We start from the raw sequence: 19,007 nt of genomic DNA, 5'->3' as shown, positions 1-19,007 counted from the left end.
TACATGTCAAGCACTTTAAATGTAGCGAAAGAAATAGAGCAAGTAGTGCCGCAAATTTTACAGTGGAGAAGATATTTACATGAAAACCCTGAACTGTCGTATGAAGAATATGCTACTGCAGATTTTGTGTACAATCAGTTAATCTCTTTTGGAAATTTAGTCGTAACGAGGCCGACAAAAACAAGTGTGTTAGCTGTTTTAAAGGGGACTTTACGAGGAGATTGTTTGGCATTCAGAGCAGATATGGATGCTTTGCCGATACAAGAAGAAGCAGATGTACCGTTCGCTTCTAAAGTAGCGGGTGTAATGCACGCTTGTGGTCATGATGGTCATACTGCAATGTTACTTGGCGCTGCTAAAATTTTATCTACGTTACAGCAATCTTTAAAAGGGGAAATTCGCTTCATCTTTCAACATGCTGAGGAATTATTTCCAGGAGGCGCTAAAGAGATGGTAGCAGCTGGTGTAGTGGATGGTGTTGATCGCATAATAGGATTGCATTTATTTTCTACGCTTCCAACAGGCAAAATAGGCATTTGTGCAGGCCCTTTTACAGCCAATTCAGATACGTTTGATTTAGAAATAATCGGAAAGGGAGGCCACTCCTCTCAGCCTCATGATTCTATTAATCCGATTTTAATAGGATCGCAAATTACAAATGTATTACACCATATCATTCCGCAAAAAGTGAATGCAGAAGAACGAGCGGTACTTGCGGTGACAGAGTTTCATGCGGGTAGCGCCAAAAATATTATCCCTGATCGCTTAGTAATAGGTGGAAGTGTCCGAACATTCTCGCAGCAAGTGAGAGAACGGATTGCCCAACAAATAGCCATGCAAGTTCAGCATACGGTTGCTGCACATGGTGCTGATTATAATTTTACGTACAATGATGGTTATTCATCAGTAATAAACGATGAACAATTAACTGCCGTAGTGGAAGGGGTTATCCAACAGCATTTTCCTTCCGATACCATTTTGCACATAGGGCCATTTATGGGCGGAGAAGATTTCTCGGCTTTTTTAACAAAAGTACCTGGTGTATTTATCGCGATTGGAGCAGCGTTTGATGATGAAACATTAAATTATCCTCATCATCATCCTAGATTTGCAGTAAATGAAGATTCATTAGCAATTGGATTAAAACTTTTTGTTCATTCAGCTTTAACATTAAATAGTTAAAGGGGAGATTAAATGGTTCAAGAACCTGTAATTGCAGCGATGATTATTTTAGGGCTCGTTGCGCTAGGAGAAATCATTTCCGTTATTAGTAAAGCAAGAGTGCCAATGCTTTTTGTGGCAATGATGGGCTATTTAATTTTGTTATGGCTAGGGATATTTCCGAAAGATTTGCTTGAAAACTCGACATTTTTAACGGTTGGCGCTTTATTAGGAACGGCACCTATTTTAGTTCATATGGGTACTTTAATTCCATTACGAATGATTCGCTCCCAATGGAAAGTAGTATTAATTGCAATAATGGGTATGTTTTTTGCTTCACTCTTTATTTTAACAATTGTGACCGTCCTTTTTGATTATCAAACTGCTGTTGCAGGTACGGGACCATTAAATGGGGGTATTATTGCGGTTTTAATTACATCTGAGGGGATAAAAGAATTGGGGTTTGTCAGCTTATTGACCATCCCTGCATTAATTATGGCTTTGCAGTCGTTAATTGGAATTCCACTAGCAAATTTATTGTTACGCAAACATGCAACTGTGATTAGTGAGCAAATAAAAAGCGGTTCGTATGTAGCCTCCAACACTGTTGCATTTGGGCAAGAAGATAATGATCAATTAATCGTTCCTAAAAAGTTTCAAACGCCTTTAGTATTACTGTTTATGTTGTTTATTGGTGGGGCGCTAGCCGTAGTTTTAGCCAAATTAACTGGAATTCCGTATAGCTTATGGGCGTTGGCGATAGGTATTATCGGTCGGTTAGTGAAATTTTATCCTGAACGTGTTATGGAGAAATCAAATAGTTTTACCGTTGGGATGGCAGGAATTATTTTCATCGTTATTGGGATGATGAACGATATTACATTTGAGATGTTTATTGATAAATTACCTGCTGTATTAACAATTCTTTTCGTAGGAGTAACTGGCATTTTATTAGGGGGGTTACTAGGATCTAAGTTATTAAAGGTGAATCCTTTTCTTGGGATTCCAGTTGCATTAACGTCTACATTCGGCTTTCCAGGTGATTACATTGTATGTGAGGAAGTCAGTAGAAGCATTGGTAAAACGGAAGAAGAGCAAAGAAAAATCTTTAATGAAATTTTAACACCAATGCTCGTTGGAGGGTTTACGACGGTAACCTTGGGAAGTGTTATTATTGCAAGTATTTTGATTAAAACAATATAAAACAGACAGTGGGGATGTAGATGTTAGATAATCCTGTTTTAATCTCAGTCATTGTGTTATCCATTTTAAGTTTATGTGGTATTCACGTATTATTTGCTTTATTAATTGCGGCTATTGTTGCAGGGCTTGTTGCTGGTTTATCGCTCTCTGAATCACTTTCAATTTTTATTGGTGGAATGGGAGGTCAATCTGAGACGGCATTAAGTTATATATTGTTAGGAATCTTTGCGGCATTAATTGCGCATTCTGGTTTAGCAAACATTCTGATACAAAAATTATTGTCACTCGAAAAGCCTAATAAATACATTTTAATCTTTGCGTTGGCAATCATTGCGTGTTTATCAGGAACACTGATTCCCGTACATATTGCCTTTATTCCAATATTGATACCACCACTTTTATTTTTCTTTAATCAATTAAAAATGGATCGTCGTGCATTAGCATCAGCGCTAACATTTGGCTTAAAAATGCCCTACTTGTGGATTCCTGTTGGCTATGGATTAATATTTCAAGGAATTATTGCTAATGAGATGACAGCCAATGGCATGGCCATTGTTCAAAGCCAAATACCAAAAGCAATGGCTATTCCTGCTATTGGTATGTTCGTTGGTTTAGCGATTGCTGTATTTGTTTCCTACAGAAAACCGCGAGAGTATAAGCAACTAGAAGAGGATATTAAAGACTATGAGCAAGCAAAATTAGAAAATAAAAAGGCATCCTTGGATACGAAAGGATGGATAGCGATCGTTGCCATTTTTGTAGCACTGGGCATTCAATTATCATTAAGCTCATTAGTATTAGGCGCATTATCAGGCATTATCATTATGTTTATAGGCCGTGTAGTGTTTATTAAGGATAGTGAAGAAGTGGTCCAAAATGGCGTCAAACTAATGGGGGTTATTGCTTTTATTATGCTAATTGCCTCAGGCTATGCAACGATTTTAAAAGAAACAAATGCTATTACGGAGCTTGTAGAGGCAATGACTGGTATGACAGGACAAAGCAAACTTATAACAGCTATCCTTTTATTATTTATCGGTTTACTAGTAACAATGGGGATTGGCACATCTTTTGGCACCATTCCTATTTTAGCTGTAGTGTTCGTGCCGTTATGTGCGGCAGTTGGGTTTAGTGCGCTTGCAACAGCTGCGCTAATTGGAACAGCAGGTGCATTAGGGGATGCGGGTTCCCCTGCCTCTGATAGTACATTAGGTCCGACATCAGGGTTGAATGCAGATGGACAGCACAATCATATTTGGGATACTTGTGTACCTACATTCTTACATTATAATATCCCTTTATTTATTTTTGGCATAATCGCTGCAATGGTTTTATAGAAAAAAAGTCGTAACAATCAAAGGGGTGGAGTTCTAGATGGAAGTTATTCAGTTGGATGGTCATACATTGACGATAACGCAAATTGATCAAATAGCGAGGGGGCATGCTCAAGTTGCCATTGCACCAAGCGCTTTAGAAAGAGTGCAAGCAAGCCGTGCTCGAATTGAACAAAGATTAGCGGATGGACATACTATTTATGGTGTAAATACTGGCTTTGGGAAACTAAGTGATGTCCAAATTGCCGACGAGGATAATGAATTATTACAATTAAATTTGCTACGTGCTGACGCGGTTGGTGTAGGGGTGCCATTGGAAACAGCAATTGTTCGTTCAATGATGGTTTTACGTGCCAATGCTTTAGCGAAAGGATACTCTGGCATACGGCAAGCAACACTTCAATTACTAGTGGATTTAATTAATCATCATGTTCATCCTATTGTCCCTTCCCAAGGATCTGTTGGAGCAAGTGGTGATTTAGCCCCCCTGTCACATATCGCATTAGTGTTGATTGGAGAGGGCAAGGCAGAAGTAAATGGACATGTTATGTCAGGGCAGGAAGCATTAGCAAAAGTGGGGTTAACAGCTGTCCGACTGCAAGCGAAAGAAGGACTTGCATTAATAAATGGGACACAGGCGATGACTGGCATAGGGGTAATGACAATTAAAGAAGCGGAACGTCTTGGCTATATAGCAGATATGGCAGCCTGTCTCACAATGGAAGCGTTACAGGGCATTATTTCTGCATTTGATGCTGATTTATTGGCTGTGCGCCCTCATGCTGAACTTGCTACGGTTGGTAATCGAATTCGAAAGTGGTTAACTGGTAGTCAAAGGATAACGACGCAAGGTGCAGTCAGTATGCAAGATGCCTATTCAATACGTTGTGTGCCGCAAGTTCATGGTGCATCTTGGCAATGTTTTGATTATGTCCAGCAACGTTTGCAGACGGAAATCAATGCAACGACAGATAACCCGATTGTATTAGAAAATGGTGAGGTGTTATCTGGTGGTCATTTCCACGGGCAGCCGATTGCACTTGCAATGGATTTTTTAAAAGTAGGCGTAGCAGAGTGGGCGAATATTTCTGAGCGAAGAACGGAACGTTTAGTGAATCCTCAATTAAGTGGATTATCACCATTTTTAGCAACAGATCCAGGACTTGAATGTGGTTTAATGGTCGTACAATATGTTGCAGCATCTCTTGTTTCTGAGAACAAAGTACTTGCGCATCCATCGAGTGTCGATTCTATTCCTACCTCTGGCAATCAAGAGGATCATGTCAGTATGGGGACAACTGCGGCAAGGCAAGCACGACAAATTGTGCATAATAGTGCACGGGTGCTTGCCATTGAATTAATCGCCGCTTCTCAAGCTATTTATTTAGAGCAAGCAGAAGAGCAATTAGCACCTACAACACGTAAATATTTAAATATCATACGTTCGTTTTGCCCACCATTAGAAGGGGACAAAGCGATTGGTGAAGAAACAGAGGCACTGGCAAACTATTTATTAAATAGTAATGATATTTTAACGATTGGGTAGAAATTGTTTGAGTGCCTAGCGCTTAGGATTTAAAGAATATAAATAATTCAAACAAAATTATATTAAAAAGAACTATAACGCCAATAATTATTAATACACTCTATGTAGCAATATCTAGAATAAGATTATTGTTATTAATATTATCATTGCAATAAGTATTTCTATATAACCTTTTTTTCTAACATTCATTAAATCAGCTCCTAAACTAATTTAAGTTGATATTATATTGGGCATTCTGTTCAACTTAAAGCTTTGCTTTATAGTTGAAGCATAAAACCCTCAGTTAGAAGTCATTTAATATTTATGAAATTTTATATGTTACCCTTGAACATTACCACTGAAATAGAAATCAAAGCATCGAAAATAAAGAGAGTACGGGAACGTTTTTCGTTCTCGTACTCTCTCATTCGTTTTTGTTTCGAAAGTACTTCGAACGTTACGTGTTGAGTGAACCATTATAATTCCTTACGTTTGCTCGCTGCTTGTATTCCTAGTTCCTCGCGATACTTGCTGATCGTGCGTCTCGCAATTTGAATTTGATGGGAGTTTGCTAGTATTTCAGCAATCTTTTGATCAGATAATGGCTTTTGTTTATTTTCTGCTGTAATAATATTTTTGACCATTTCCAAAATGGAAGTTTGAGAATGTTGCGCTTGCATATTGTCAATTTTTGAAGAAAATAAATCTTTCCATAAATACGTTCCAGCAGGTGTTTGAATACGTTTGTTGCGAATTGCTCGGCTTACTGTTGAAACATGCATATCGATTTTCGTTGCGACATCTTGTAGGGTAAGCGGTTTCAAAGAAGAGAAACCATGAATGAAAAATGCTTGCTGATGCTCTAAAACTACAGACATTATTTGAATAATTGTTTGTCGACGTTGCTGTAAGCTATGTATAAGCCAGTTATAATGCTTGAAATGTTGTTTTACATATTTTTGCTCAGATTGAGGTAAAAAAGAAGTGATGTTTTTATAGCTTTCATCGAGTTGAACTATCGGTAATGAGCCATCATTTAAACTAAAGTGTAATGTCCCGTCTTCAAGAAAAACGATAATGTCAGGAGTGACATACAACGTATCATTCTCTTGGCTCAACGTACAAGGTACTGGTGTTAGTTGTTGTAGCCGATGAATGCAATTTGATAATTGTTCCTTTGATAGCTGCAGCGATTTCTGTAGAGCTAGGAATTTTCGTTCGGCTAACAGAGATAAACCGCTTTGGATAAGCTGTTGTAAATCAAAGTCTTTCTCTTCAATTTGCAACAAAAGACATTCTTGCAAATTACGTGCACCTACTCCAGCTGGACCAATTTGCTGTAATAATTGAATGGCGCGATTATGCTGTTGTACTGAAAGATGGCCAATCTGTAGTGGCGAATACCCTTTATGATCTAAGTGCATAATTACTGTTTGGGTAAGTCGTATATCTTCCCCCTCAAAAGTGAGTGCAGCTAATTGTAATAACTCCTCACGATAGTTTGGTTCCGCCCTCTTTGTATAAAATTCGTTGGGCATAGTTGAAGCAGAGTTATAGGTAGCACTAAAAACTCTCTCCTGAAAAGTTGGCGATTGTAGATCAATTAATGGATTTTCTAATTGTTGTTCATAAAGAAATTGCTCTAATTCATAGGCATTGTATTGTAGTAATTCAATAGACTGCTGTAATTGAGGTGTCATCATCACTTTCTGTTGTTGTTGTAGCTTTAAATTCGGGTCCATTATGATTCCTCCTGTCTATCACTTTTTCTTATCATATCATATAACTGAGTGAATTTTCAGAAAAATATCAACTATATACTAGTTTTTCTGTATTACTTTTAGAAGATTAATTTACATAAAAAAGAACGGCATAATGCCGTTCTATCAAAATAATTTTCATTTAATATAAAGCACCGATTTTAGAGATGCTTACTGTAAAATTAGTCGTAAATGGGATAACGACACCTTGGTAAGTATAGTTGCCAGCAAAGAGGCGAAATGAAAGTTCTATAGAACATGGAGCACGGACAATTCAAGTTATGATGAGAATTTTGAAAGACAAAATAACGATTAAATCATCGTAAATTTAACAAGTTCTCCAGGTTTAAAGGTACTAAGCTAAAACCTCTCCTAAAATGTCGGAATAGGTGAAATAATCTATATATATTTTAAGTTGTTCGATAAATTGGGTCAATTTTTATGTTATGAATAAAAAAGTAATCCTTATAATTGTAAAAAAGGTTTGTTTCGTACTAATTTAATAGTAAAATAATGGTAAAAAGAGAGTGTGTATGAAAAATTGAGAATATTTGTTTTATCATTATGTATTCTGTCTGTCATTGTTATTGCATGCCAATCAAATGAAAGTGTAAATATTTCAAAGGTCAGTATCTCTAAATCAAGTGGTTTCGGTAAAGTGAATGCTAATTTTTTTGGAGAATATGAAGATAATAATACGCTAGATATATTTAACAATGCCTTCGCCAGCGCTGTAAAGAGAGAGGGGATAGTAGATATGACTGAGCCTGAATTTGATTTAAAGGTCATTTATACAGATGGAACTAAGCAAGATTATCATCTATGGCTAGGGGAAAAAGGACAAAAAAGTGCCTTAATGAAGGTGGATGATACACACGTTACTTATGCCATCCCAGAAGAAATAACAGATCAGTTAATTAATCTTCTTAAATAATATTTTACTCCAAAGCTTTTGCTAGGAGGTCTTTTCTTTTATTCGAAAGGTCTTTAAAGCTACCATTAATGGATTCTTTCTATATAATACAATTCAATGAGTTCACATATTATTGATAGTTTATTGTCAATTTGTACTAACTCGTTTTTACTGTCGTTCATGTATCTGGATGGATTCATGGCGTTCTCCATAACGTTTGTTTATAATGGGGAAATGGAAAAACTCAACTAGAAAGAAGGGATAGCTATGGCACGAGGTGTTTACATTCATATTCCTTTTTGTCATCAAATCTGCAACTATTGCGATTTCAATAAGTTTTACTTTAAAAATCAACCTGTAGATGAATATATCGAAACGCTAGGCAAGGAGATGGCGCTTGCGACGGAAAAATATCCACATAGTTTTACCCAAATAGAAACGATTTTTCTGGGTGGAGGCACACCAACTGCTTTATCTCCAGATCAATTGACAAGGCTGCTCAAACTGATTCGCACGTATATTCCGATGGACAGTGTGACAGAATTTACATCAGAGGCAAATCCAGATGAACTATCTGAGGCAAAAATGCATGCCCTGTTTAATGGAGGCGTCAATCGATTAAGCATGGGCGTGCAATCATTCGATCAAGAATTATTAAAAAAAATTGGCCGCACACATAGCAATGCACATGTCTATGACACAATTGCACTTGCAAAAAAAGTTGGTTTTAAAAATGTAAGCATCGATTTAATGTATGGCTTGCCAGGCCAAACAATGGAGCAATGGAAGGATACACTAGAAAAAGCGTTCGCACTTGACCTTCCGCATTTTTCAGCGTACTCCCTTATAGTGGAACCAAAGACGATTTTTTATAACCAATATGCAAAAGGGAAGTTAAGTTTACCGACGGAAGATATAGAAGCAGATATGTATGATGTCCTCATGCAAGAGATGCAATCGCATGGCCTTCTGCAATATGAAATTAGCAATTTTGCAAAGACTGATTATGCTTCGACTCATAATAAAATCTATTGGGAAAATGATGAATATGCTGGTTTTGGTGCAGGCGCACATGGCTATATAAATGGTGTACGCTATTCAAATCATGGTCCTTTAAAAAAATATATGGATGCTGTAAGTGCAGGGGATTTGCCTATTATGCAGGACCATGTGGTGACTGAGACTGAACAGCGAGAAGAGCAAATGTTTTTAGGACTGCGTAAAACGGAAGGGATTGCGCACGCTATATATGAAGAAAGATTTAAAGAGCCGATGATGAATCGCTATGGACAAGTTATAGATAAATTAGTATTAGAAGGTCTATTAGAGCATGATAAAGTAGGTATTCGTCTTACGCGCAAGGGGCGTTTTGTTGGAAATGAAGTTTTTCAACAATTTTTACTAGAAGATTGAGCGATATCGTTGACAGAAAATGTGGGATTTGATAACTTAATAATAGTATTAGCACTCCTCTTGGTTGAGTGCTAACAGAGGTGATAATCATGCTAACAAATCGGCAATTACAGATATTGCAAGTAATCGTAGATGATTTTATTATGTCTGCACAGCCGGTAGGTTCTCGCCAAATCTCAAAAAAACATGAGATTACATTTAGTCCAGCCACTATTAGAAACGAAATGGCGGATTTAGAGGAATTAGGTTTCTTAGAAAAAACACATACTTCCTCTGGTCGAGTGCCTTCGGAAAAGGGGTATAGATTTTATGTAGATCATTTGTTGAGTCCACAGGGCATTAATTCTAGGGATATTCAGCAGATTCAATCGATTTTCAATGAACGTCTAGTAGAAGTAGAGCACATTATCCGAAAATCAGCCAATATTTTATCAGAGCTGACATCGTATACATCGATTCTTTTAGGACCAGATGTCCAAAGACATCGAGTAAAACGTTTTTCTATTGTGCCACTCTCAAGTGATGCTGCAGTAGCGATTATCGTAACGAATAACGGTCATGTTGAGAATCGCATGTTTAGTTTACCACCTAATTTTACCGCTGCTGATTTAGAAAAAATGGTTAACATTTTAAATGAACGCTTAGTTGGCGTTTCATTAGATGAAATCCACAAGAAATTGGAAATTGAAATACCCGCCATTTTACAACAACATGTGCGATCTGCGGATGATTTTATCCATTCGCTCGTTTCAGCTACAATGCAAAATTCAGAAAGTAAAATTTTCTATGGTGGCAAGACAAATATGTTCAACCAGCCGGAATTTCACGATTTAAATAAAGTCCGAATGATACTGGACTTAATGGAAACGACTAGCCAAGTGCAGTCGCTCTTCCATCCGAACGAATCGGGTATTCATATTCGTATTGGCTCGGAAAATAAGCAGTTAGAAATGGAAAACTGTAGTGTCATAACAACGACTTATTCAATAGGTGATGATCAACAAGGAGCCATTGCAATTATTGGTCCAACACGCATGGATTACAAGCGTGTGGTTGCTTTGCTTGAAGTAATGCGCATGGATTTAACCCAAGCCTTTACGAAGAATCGTAGTGATTGATAATGAGGAGGATTTAAGTGACTGAAACAACTGAAAACAAAGATCTTGTACAAGAAAATGTACAAGCTGAAAACGAATCAACTGTCGAGCAAACAGAAACACAAGAAGTAGAACTAACAGTGGAAGAGCAGTATGAAGCAAAGCTAGCAGAGTTGCAAGCAAAGCTAGATGACGAGGAAAATCGTCACCTACGCTTACGTGCAGACTTCGATAATTTACGTCGTCGTTCTCAGCTTGATCGCGAGGCTGCCGAAAAATATCGTGCACAAAATCTATTATCGGATTTACTGCCGGTATTAGATAATTTTGAACGTGCTTTGCAAATTGAACCGACTTCTGAGGAAGCAGTATCAATCGTAAAGGGCATCGAAATGGTCTACCGCTCACTATTGGAAGCAACAGAAAAAGAAGGCTTACAAGTTATTAAGGCAGAAGGGGAACAGTTTGATCCAAACGTCCACCAAGCTGTTATGCAAGAACAAGATAGTGAAAAAGAACAAGGTGTAGTGTTACGTGAGCTGCAAAAAGGGTATCTTTTAAAAGATCGCGTATTACGCCCAACGATGGTATCTGTAAACGAATAGTCAAAGCATTAAGCAAAAATATTTTAGTTAATTAACGCAAATTTGCGTTTTAATAATAGGAGGAAATTTTACTATGAGCAAAATTATCGGTATTGACTTAGGAACAACAAACTCTTGTGTATCTGTACTTGAAGGCGGAGAACCAAAAGTTATTCCAAATCCAGAAGGAAATCGTACTACACCATCTGTAGTAGCATTTAAAAATGGTGAAAAACAAGTTGGTGAAGTAGCAAAACGCCAATCAGTGACAAATCCAAACACAATTATTTCAATCAAATCAAAAATGGGTACAGCTGAAAAAGTGAAAGTGGAAGAAAAAGAATACACACCACAAGAAGTTTCAGCAATGATTCTTCAATACTTAAAAGGTTATGCAGAAGATTACTTAGGTGAAAAAGTAACAAAAGCAGTAATTACTGTACCTGCTTACTTTAACGATGCGCAACGTCAAGCGACAAAAGACGCTGGTAAAATTGCTGGTCTTGAAGTAGAGCGTATTATTAACGAACCAACAGCTGCTGCACTTGCTTATGGTTTAGACAAACAAGATGTAGACCAAAAAGTTTTAGTATTCGACCTTGGTGGTGGTACATTCGACGTTTCTATTCTTGAATTAGGCGACGGTGTATTCGAAGTATTAGCGACAGCTGGTGACAACAAACTTGGTGGGGACGATTTCGATGATGCGGTAATCGAATATTTAGTAGCTGAATTCAAAAAAGAAAACGGCATCGACCTTTCTAAAGATAAAATGGCTATGCAACGTCTGAAAGATGCTGCTGAAAAAGCGAAAAAAGATTTATCAGGTGTAACTTCAACACAAATTTCTTTACCATTCATTACAGCTGGTGAAGCAGGTCCATTACACTTAGAAATCTCTTTAACTCGTGCGAAATTCGATGAAATTACATTACCATTAGTAAACCGTACGGTAGGTCCAGTACGTCAAGCTTTATCTGATGCAGGCCTATCAACTTCTGAAATTGACCAAGTTATTTTAGTTGGTGGTTCTACTCGTATTCCTGCAGTACAAGAAGCTGTACGTAAAGAAACTGGTAAAGAGCCTCACCGTGGTGTTAACCCTGACGAAGTAGTAGCGATGGGTGCTGCAGTTCAAGGTGGCGTATTAACTGGTGACGTAAAAGACGTAGTATTACTTGATGTAACACCTCTTTCATTAGGTATTGAAACAATGGGTGGCGTGTTCACAAAATTAATCGATCGTAACACAACAATTCCTACATCTAAATCACAAGTATTCTCAACTGCGGCTGATAACCAACCAGCAGTAGATATTCACGTATTGCAAGGTGAACGTTCTATGGCAGCGGATAACAAAACATTAGGTCGCTTCCAATTAGCGGATATCCCACCAGCACCACGTGGTATTCCACAAATCGAAGTTACATTTGATATCGATAAAAATGGTATCGTTTCGGTTAAAGCGAAAGATTTAGGTACAAATAAAGAGCAAACAATTGTAATTCAATCTGATTCTGGTTTATCAGACGATGAAATCGAACGCATGGTAAAAGACGCTGAAGCGAATGCAGAAGCCGATGCAAAACGTAAAGAAGAAGCAGATCTTCGCAACGAAGCGGACCAATTAGTGTTCCAAGTTGATAAAACAATTGCTGACTTAGGTGAGCAAATTACAGAAGATGAGAAAAAATCTGTAGAAGATGCTCGTGATGAACTTAAAAAAGCGCTTGAAGCTGGCGAATTAGAAGGTATTAAAGCAGCGAAAGAAAAATTAGAAGGCGTATTACAGCCTCTAGTAATGAAAGTATACGAACAAGCGGCAGCTGCAGCACAAGCAGCTCAAGGTGGCGAGGCAGGTCCAGATGCTGGAGCTGATAAAAAAGACGACATCGTAGACGCTGACTTTGAAGAAGTAAAAGACGACAAATAAGAAATTATCAACATAACAGTAAAGTGAAGAAGCCAAAGACCGCTTGCGGCTTTGGCTTTTCTCTTTCTATACAATTATTTCTTGAGTTTGAATAGACGAAATTGAAGTAGCAAGGGCTTGTCAATTCGACTATGAAGCTTAGAAATATGGATAGAAAAGTGAAAATTATGGCGAAAATAGAGGCAGTTTTTTAGACTGCATGTTACAATAGATTTTATGCAAAAAGAGCGGAGTGTGAATCATGGAGAAACGCGATTATTACGAGGTGCTTGGTTTAACGAAATCGGCTTCTAAAGATGACATTAAAAAGGCATACCGTAAATTATCAAAACAATACCATCCTGATCTAAATAAAGAGCCAGGTGCAGATGAAAAATTCAAAGAAATTGCTGAAGCTTATGAAGTATTAAGTGACGATCAGAAAAAAGCGCGCTACGACCAATTTGGACACGAAGATCCAAATGCAGGTTTTGGAGGCGGCGGTTTCGGAGGCGGCGGCTTTGGCGGCTTCGAGGATATTTTCAGTTCATTCTTTGGCGGTGGTGGACGCCGACAAGACCCGAATGCACCACGTAAAGGTGACGATCTGCAATACCGTATGAATATTAAATTTGAGGAAGCGATTTTTGGGAAAGAAACAGAAATTGAAATTCCTAAAGACGAAACATGTGAAACATGTCATGGTTCTGGTGCAAAACCAGGTACAACTCCTGAAACATGTTCTACTTGTAAAGGTGCAGGACAAATTAATCAGGCTGTTGATACACCATTTGGCCGCATGATGAATCGTCGTACTTGTACGACATGTCACGGAACAGGTAAAATTATTAAAGAAAAATGTTCAACTTGTCGCGGTGAAGGTAAAGTTCAAAAACGTAAAAAAATTAAAGTGTCCATTCCTGCAGGGGTTGATGATGGTCAACAAATTCGTGTAACAGGTCAAGGTGAACCAGGTATTAACGGTGGTCCAGCTGGTGACTTATACATTATGTTCCGCGTTCAAGGGCACAATGAATTCGAACGCGATGGCGATGATATTTACTACGAATTAAAATTAACATTCCCTCAGGCAGCATTAGGGGATGAAATTGAGGTACCTACTGTACATGGTAAAGTGAAATTACGTATTCCAGCGGGTACACAATCAGGTGCACAATTCCGCTTGAAAGATAAAGGTGTAAAAAATGTTCATGGTTATGGAACAGGTAACCAATATGTAACTGTTAGAGTTATGACGCCAGAAAAATTAACAGAGAAACAAAAACAATTACTACGTGAATTTGCAGAAATTAGTGGCGATATTCCAGAAGAACAAGGAAGCTCACTATTTGATAAAATCAAGAAAAAATTCCAAGGTGAATAATTAGAGGAGCTGAAGAGCTACGTGAAGTGGTCAGAATTATCCATTCATACAAAAAATGAAGCGGTGGAAGCAATTTCAAATATTTTGCATGAAGCAGGAGCTAGCGGTGTTGTAATTGAGGATTCAGCTGAATTCGCGAAGCCACGTGAAGATCAGTATGGTGAGATTTACGCGCTAAATGAAGATGATTTTCCAAAAGAGGGCGTTATCGTTAAAGCTTACTTATCAGAGTCTAGCTTTTTAAATGAAACAGTTGAAGAAATCAAGGCAGCGATTACGAATTTAACGAATTTCAACATTGATATCGGAGAAAATGTTGTTTCGATTGTAGAAGTGAACGAGGAAGATTGGGCGACAGCGTGGAAACAATACTATCACCCAGTTAAAATTTCGGAACGTTTTACAATTGTACCGACATGGGAAGACTATACACCAGTTTCAACGGATGAATTAATCATTGAGTTAGATCCTGGTATGGCATTCGGTACAGGAACACACCCAACAACGGTTATGTGCTTACAAGGTCTTGAGAAAGTCGTAAAAGAAGGCGACACGGTTGTCGATATTGGCACAGGCTCTGGTGTTCTTTCGATTGGTGCAGCAATGCTTGGCGCAAAAAGTGTGCATGCACTAGATTTAGATGAAGTGGCTGTACGTTCTGCCCAAGAAAATGTTGCGTTAAATAAAGTAAGCGATAAAGTTGAAGTTTTCCACGGTAACTTATTAGATACTGTGAAAGAGCCAGCTGATGTTGTAGTTGCAAACATTTTAGCAGAGATTATTATGTCCTTTACTGACGATGCATTTACAATTGTTAAACCAGGCGGATTATATGTCACTTCAGGCATCATCGGAGCGAAACGAGATGATGTGAAAGCAGCACTTGAAGCTTCAGGCTTTGTTATTGAAGAAGTATTATTAATGGAAGATTGGGTAGCAATTATCGCTCGTCGACCACAATAAATTGACCAAGGAAGCGCCAAATCGTGAGCCGAGTGCTTACGGCTTGGCGTTTTCATTATCAGAAAGGAGTATTAGCTATGCAACGTTATTTCATCGATACATCCATTGATTCAGCACGCATTACGGGTGAAGATGCGCGACATATCATGCGTGTTATGCGCATGAAAGAAGGTGCGGAGATTATCGTCGTTGCACAAGACACAGCTTATATTTGCACAATTACTGCATTTGAAGAGGATGATGTCATTGTGCATGCGACGGGACGAACAATTCCATCGCCTGAGCTTCCTGTTCGTGTAACAGTTGCTTGTGGGCTGCCTAAAGGTGATAAATTAGAACTCATTACACAAAAAGCGACTGAGCTTGGTATGTATGCCTTGTTGCCATTTGAAGCGGAGCGATCAATTGTAAAATGGGATGTCAAAAAGGGTGCGAAAAAACAGGAGCGCTTGCAAAAAATTGCAAAAGAGGCAGCGGAGCAATCACATCGCACACACATACCCGAAATATACGAGCCAATAAAGTTTACACAGCTTGTATCGCGTATGAACGATTTTGACGCTATATTTATTGCAGATGAAGAGGATGCAAAGGCAGAAAAACGCACAAGGTTTGCGGATAAGCTAAAAAACGTGTATGATAAGGAGTCGAAATCAATCCTTATTATCTTCGGTCCAGAAGGTGGTATTGCGCGAAAAGAAGCTGATATGTTAAAGCAAGCTGGCGCGCAAACAATGTCTCTTGGTCCAAGAATTTTACGTGCAGAAACAGCGCCACTTTATGCGCTATCTGCAATATCATATGAATTTGAATGAAAGAGGTGTTTAGCCTTGTCAAAAGTGGCTTTTCACACACTTGGCTGTAAAGTAAATCACTATGAAACAGAGGCTATTTGGCAACTGTTTAAAGAAGATGGTTACGATCGTACGGAGTTTGATCATCAGGCTGACGTTTATGTCATTAATACATGTACAGTAACAAATACGGGCGATAAAAAATCGCGTCAAGTTATTCGTCGAGCTGTCCGTCAAAATCCAGATGCGGTTATTTGTGTTACAGGCTGTTATGCGCAAACGTCCCCAGCTGAAATTATGGCGATTCCTGGTGTAGATATTGTTGTAGGAACACAGGATCGTACAAAATTACTTGGCTATATTGAGCAATATCGTAACGAGCGTCAACCAATTAACGCTGTACGCAACATTATGAAAAATCGTGTATATGAAGAATTAGATGTGCCAGCATTTACAGACCGAACACGTGCATCATTAAAAATCCAAGAAGGCTGTAATAACTTCTGTACATTTTGCATTATTCCTTGGGCGCGTGGTTTAATGCGCTCACGTGATCCACAGGAAGTACTAAATCAAGCACAACAATTAGTCGATGCTGGTTACCTTGAAATCGTACTAACAGGGATTCATACAGGTGGTTATGGACAAGACTTGAAAGATTATAACCTTGCTCAATTGTTACGTGATTTAGAGGCGAATGTAAAAGGATTAAAACGTTTACGTATTTCTTCTATTGAAGCTAGCCAACTAACAGATGAAGTCATCGATGTTTTACGTGAGTCAAACATTGTTGTTAATCATCTACACATTCCGATTCAATCAGGTTCGGATACAGTATTAAAACGTATGCGTCGTAAATACACGATGGCATTTTTCGGCGAACGCTTAACAAAATTACATGAAGCATTACCGAACTTAGCTGTTACTTCTGACGTCATCGTTGGTTTCCCAGGTGAGACAGAAGAAGAATTTATGGAAACGTATAACTTTATTCGTGACCATAAATTTTCAGAGTTACATGTGTTCCCATTCTCTCCTCGTACAGGCACACCTGCAGCCCGTATGGAAGACCAAATCGATGAGGACATTAAAAATGAGCGCGTTCACCGCCTAATCGCTTTAAATGACCAACTTGCGAAGGAATATGCTTCTCGCTTCGAAAATGAAGTATTAGAAGTAATACCTGAAGAATTTGTTCATGATGGTAGTGAGGAAGAGGGCTTATTAACGGGTTACACAGACAACTACTTAAAAGTAGTTTTTGAAGGTCCTGAAAACCTGATTGGTCAACTTGTAAAGGTCAAAATTACACAAGCGGGCTACCCTCACTCTAAAGGGCAGTTTGTACGCTTATTAGAAACTGTAAAATAATAGCCTAAGGATTGTCTATCTATTGATGATAGACAATCCTTTTTTTATTGATAATATTACCCTTAAACGGGCATGCTAAAGACTATGACAAATTAAAAACCATTGTGTAATAACTTAAGACATTAGACGGAAACGTGAAAACATGGTATTATTCCAGAGAGGTACGGACAACTTAAGTTAGAAGGAGTGCTTGTTAAATGACAACAAATTATGCAAATATGATTGATCACACTTTATTAAAGGCTGAGGCGACGAAAGAACAAATTGAAAAGCTATGTGCAGAGGCAAAAGAATTCGGCTTTGCATCTGTTTGCGTAAACCCAACGTGGGTGAAATATTGTAGCGAGCTATTACAAAACTCAGATGTTTTAGTATGTACGGTTATTGGTTTCCCATTAGGCGCTAATACACCAGCTGTAAAAGCATTTGAGGCAAAAGATGCGATTGCTAATGGCGCACAAGAAGTGGATATGGTCATCAATATTGGCGCTTTAAAAGATCAAAACTTCGAACAAGTACAAGCGGATATTGCGGCAGTAGTAGAAGCGGCAAAAGGCAGTGCGATTGTAAAAGTAATTATCGAAACTTGCCTACTAACTGAAGAAGAAAAAGTAAAAGCTTGTGAACTGTCTGTAGCAGCTGGCGCAGATTACGTGAAAACGTCAACAGGCTTCTCTACTGGTGGAGCAACAGCAGAGGACATAGCGTTAATGCGTAAAACAGTAGGACCTGAGCTAGGTGTGAAAGCTTCTGGTGGGGTTCGTAGCTTGGAAGATATGCAAAAAATGGTTGAAGCTGGTGCCACTCGTATTGGAGCAAGTTCTGGTGTAGCAATCATGAAGGGCTTAATTGCTGATTCTAATTATTAATTTCAACAAATAATTTTAATAATGCTTAATAGGAGAAATAGTGTACTGGAATATTTTCTAGTACGCTGTTTTTTTGTTTACATTTAAAAATGGTCTGTAAGGAACAACTACAAAGCAAACGCCGTTAAGCTAATTTTTTCATCAGAATAATTATTTTTCCGACCTCATATACTCGAATGATGTAATTGCTTTTAGAAGGGAGGATTTTATGTTTACGCAATATAAGTATTGGCGACCTTATATCAGTCCTTTTGATCCTTGTAAACCGATTGAGGTCAAAAGCTTTGCAACACCTCCACAACTGTATATAGGCTTTCAACCGCCTGGTCTACCACAGTTTCAGACTGCAAGGGAAGCGTTAAAATTTGGTACACTATGGCCTGATTTTTTTAGCCCCTATCCGAACCCAGAGAGAGGTGGGATGAAAGGTGAGTAAACAAATGCCACCAGAGTTTTATCAGCTTCTCGAAGAAATTCAAGCGATTGATTTTGTTATCGTTGAATTAAATCTTTATTTAGACACACATCCACATGATTATGCTGCAATTACCCAATTTAATGAAAATACCGAAAAAAGTATGCGATTAAAAGTAGATTTCGAACAAAAATTTGGTCCGCTTATGAATTTCGGAAGAAGCTATTCGAATTATCCGTTCAATTGGGTTGATACGCCATGGCCTTGGCAAGTGTAAATACAGAATGAAATACATTTGGATTAGGGGGA

General features: G+C 38.2%; 17 protein-coding genes. 16 read left to right on the top strand and 1 reads right to left on the bottom strand.

Annotation, left to right across the window (positions count from 1 at the left end; all coding sequences use genetic code 11):
• Nucleotides 1-3: 3 nt before the first annotated feature.
• The 4 genes from FH508_RS16125 to hutH are packed head-to-tail and all read left to right on the top strand — an operon-like array spanning nucleotide 4 to nucleotide 5,244.
• Entirely contained in the window at nucleotides 4-1,182 is a 1,179-nt protein-coding gene (locus tag FH508_RS16125; RefSeq protein WP_172772102.1) for a M20 metallopeptidase family protein, read from the top strand.
• A 12-nt stretch (nucleotides 1,183-1,194) separates the two neighbouring features.
• Nucleotides 1,195-2,364 (top strand): hypothetical protein, encoded by a 1,170-nt coding sequence (locus FH508_RS16120; protein ID WP_172772101.1) that lies wholly within the window; start codon nucleotides 1,195-1,197, stop codon nucleotides 2,362-2,364.
• Between the two features lie 20 nt (nucleotides 2,365-2,384).
• On the top strand, nucleotides 2,385-3,701 hold the full coding sequence (locus FH508_RS16115) for a Na+/H+ antiporter family protein (RefSeq protein ID WP_172772100.1): 1,317 nt from the start codon (nucleotides 2,385-2,387) through the stop codon (nucleotides 3,699-3,701).
• 37 nt (nucleotides 3,702-3,738) lie between these two features.
• A complete protein-coding gene (hutH, locus tag FH508_RS16110) occupies nucleotides 3,739-5,244 on the top strand; it encodes a histidine ammonia-lyase (protein ID WP_172772099.1) in 1,506 nt (501 codons plus the stop codon).
• Between the two features lie 455 nt (nucleotides 5,245-5,699).
• On the opposite strand, the gene rpoN is transcribed toward hutH, so the two are convergent.
• On the bottom strand, nucleotides 5,700-6,965 hold the full coding sequence (gene rpoN / locus FH508_RS16105) for an RNA polymerase factor sigma-54 (RefSeq protein ID WP_172772098.1): 1,266 nt from the start codon (nucleotides 6,963-6,965) through the stop codon (nucleotides 5,700-5,702).
• A gap of 547 nt (nucleotides 6,966-7,512) precedes the next feature.
• Between rpoN and FH508_RS16100 the strand changes: the two genes are divergently transcribed.
• The 12 genes from FH508_RS16100 (at nucleotide 7,513) to FH508_RS16045 (ending at nucleotide 18,975) form a co-directional block, all read left to right on the top strand.
• On the top strand, nucleotides 7,513-7,917 hold the full coding sequence (locus FH508_RS16100) for a YhfM domain-containing protein (RefSeq protein ID WP_228134117.1): 405 nt from the start codon (nucleotides 7,513-7,515) through the stop codon (nucleotides 7,915-7,917).
• A 246-nt stretch (nucleotides 7,918-8,163) separates the two neighbouring features.
• Nucleotides 8,164-9,309 carry a radical SAM family heme chaperone HemW gene (hemW, locus tag FH508_RS16095; RefSeq protein WP_172772096.1) on the top strand — a complete coding sequence of 382 codons (1,146 nt, stop codon included), beginning with the start codon at nucleotides 8,164-8,166 and terminating at the stop codon, nucleotides 9,307-9,309.
• 89 nt (nucleotides 9,310-9,398) lie between these two features.
• Nucleotides 9,399-10,427: a heat-inducible transcriptional repressor HrcA gene (gene hrcA, locus FH508_RS16090; RefSeq protein WP_172772095.1), complete on the top strand. Its 1,029-nt coding sequence runs from the start codon at nucleotides 9,399-9,401 to the stop codon at nucleotides 10,425-10,427.
• 17 nt (nucleotides 10,428-10,444) lie between these two features.
• Nucleotides 10,445-11,011 (top strand): nucleotide exchange factor GrpE, encoded by a 567-nt coding sequence (grpE, locus tag FH508_RS16085; RefSeq protein WP_172772094.1) that lies wholly within the window; start codon nucleotides 10,445-10,447, stop codon nucleotides 11,009-11,011.
• A gap of 73 nt (nucleotides 11,012-11,084) precedes the next feature.
• Nucleotides 11,085-12,923: a molecular chaperone DnaK gene (gene dnaK, locus FH508_RS16080; protein ID WP_172772093.1), complete on the top strand. Its 1,839-nt coding sequence runs from the start codon at nucleotides 11,085-11,087 to the stop codon at nucleotides 12,921-12,923.
• 241 nt (nucleotides 12,924-13,164) lie between these two features.
• Nucleotides 13,165-14,286, top strand: coding sequence for a molecular chaperone DnaJ (gene dnaJ / locus FH508_RS16075; protein ID WP_172772092.1), 1,122 nt, complete (start codon nucleotides 13,165-13,167; stop codon nucleotides 14,284-14,286).
• Nucleotides 14,287-14,307: 21 nt separating this feature from the next.
• Nucleotides 14,308-15,249, top strand: a complete 942-nt coding sequence (gene prmA, locus FH508_RS16070) for a 50S ribosomal protein L11 methyltransferase (protein ID WP_172772091.1) — start codon at nucleotides 14,308-14,310, stop codon at nucleotides 15,247-15,249.
• A gap of 77 nt (nucleotides 15,250-15,326) precedes the next feature.
• Nucleotides 15,327-16,064: a 16S rRNA (uracil(1498)-N(3))-methyltransferase gene (locus FH508_RS16065; protein ID WP_172772090.1), complete on the top strand. Its 738-nt coding sequence runs from the start codon at nucleotides 15,327-15,329 to the stop codon at nucleotides 16,062-16,064.
• Nucleotides 16,065-16,079: 15 nt separating this feature from the next.
• On the top strand, nucleotides 16,080-17,414 hold the full coding sequence (gene mtaB, locus FH508_RS16060) for a tRNA (N(6)-L-threonylcarbamoyladenosine(37)-C(2))-methylthiotransferase MtaB (RefSeq protein ID WP_172772089.1): 1,335 nt from the start codon (nucleotides 16,080-16,082) through the stop codon (nucleotides 17,412-17,414).
• Nucleotides 17,415-17,611: 197 nt separating this feature from the next.
• The gene (deoC, locus tag FH508_RS16055; RefSeq protein WP_139860630.1) at nucleotides 17,612-18,283 is read left to right on the top strand and encodes a deoxyribose-phosphate aldolase; all 672 of its coding nucleotides are present in this window, start codon (nucleotides 17,612-17,614) and stop codon (nucleotides 18,281-18,283) included.
• 208 nt (nucleotides 18,284-18,491) lie between these two features.
• Nucleotides 18,492-18,719: a spore coat associated protein CotJA gene (locus FH508_RS16050; protein ID WP_139860633.1), complete on the top strand. Its 228-nt coding sequence runs from the start codon at nucleotides 18,492-18,494 to the stop codon at nucleotides 18,717-18,719.
• Nucleotides 18,712-18,975 carry a spore coat protein CotJB gene (locus FH508_RS16045; protein ID WP_139860636.1) on the top strand — a complete coding sequence of 88 codons (264 nt, stop codon included), beginning with the start codon at nucleotides 18,712-18,714 and terminating at the stop codon, nucleotides 18,973-18,975. Before FH508_RS16050 ends, FH508_RS16045 begins: the two co-directional genes overlap by 8 nt.
• The last annotated feature ends 32 nt before the right edge of the window (nucleotides 18,976-19,007 follow it).

Source organism: Lysinibacillus sp. CD3-6, assembly GCF_006351725.2.
GTDB lineage: Bacteria > Bacillota > Bacilli > Bacillales_A > Planococcaceae > Lysinibacillus.
Note: the sequence above shows the minus strand (reverse complement) of the source record. Positions and strands in the feature narration are given on the sequence as shown.

Excerpts from the sequence above, each read along its gene's own strand:
- FH508_RS16125 (WP_172772102.1), top strand. The coding sequence starts at position 4 with ATGTCAAGCACTTTAAATGTAGCGAAAGAAATAGAGCAAGTAGTGCCG.
- FH508_RS16120 (WP_172772101.1), top strand. The coding sequence starts at position 1,195 with ATGGTTCAAGAACCTGTAATTGCAGCGATGATTATTTTAGGGCTCGTT.
- FH508_RS16115 (WP_172772100.1), top strand. The coding sequence starts at position 2,385 with ATGTTAGATAATCCTGTTTTAATCTCAGTCATTGTGTTATCCATTTTA.
- hutH (WP_172772099.1), top strand. The coding sequence starts at position 3,739 with ATGGAAGTTATTCAGTTGGATGGTCATACATTGACGATAACGCAAATT.
- rpoN (WP_172772098.1), bottom strand. The coding sequence starts at position 6,965 with ATGGACCCGAATTTAAAGCTACAACAACAACAGAAAGTGATGATGACA.
- hemW (WP_172772096.1), top strand. The coding sequence starts at position 8,164 with ATGGCACGAGGTGTTTACATTCATATTCCTTTTTGTCATCAAATCTGC.
- hrcA (WP_172772095.1), top strand. The coding sequence starts at position 9,399 with ATGCTAACAAATCGGCAATTACAGATATTGCAAGTAATCGTAGATGAT.
- dnaK (WP_172772093.1), top strand. The coding sequence starts at position 11,085 with ATGAGCAAAATTATCGGTATTGACTTAGGAACAACAAACTCTTGTGTA.
- dnaJ (WP_172772092.1), top strand. The coding sequence starts at position 13,165 with ATGGAGAAACGCGATTATTACGAGGTGCTTGGTTTAACGAAATCGGCT.
- FH508_RS16065 (WP_172772090.1), top strand. The coding sequence starts at position 15,327 with ATGCAACGTTATTTCATCGATACATCCATTGATTCAGCACGCATTACG.
- deoC (WP_139860630.1), top strand. The coding sequence starts at position 17,612 with ATGACAACAAATTATGCAAATATGATTGATCACACTTTATTAAAGGCT.
- FH508_RS16050 (WP_139860633.1), top strand. The coding sequence starts at position 18,492 with ATGTTTACGCAATATAAGTATTGGCGACCTTATATCAGTCCTTTTGAT.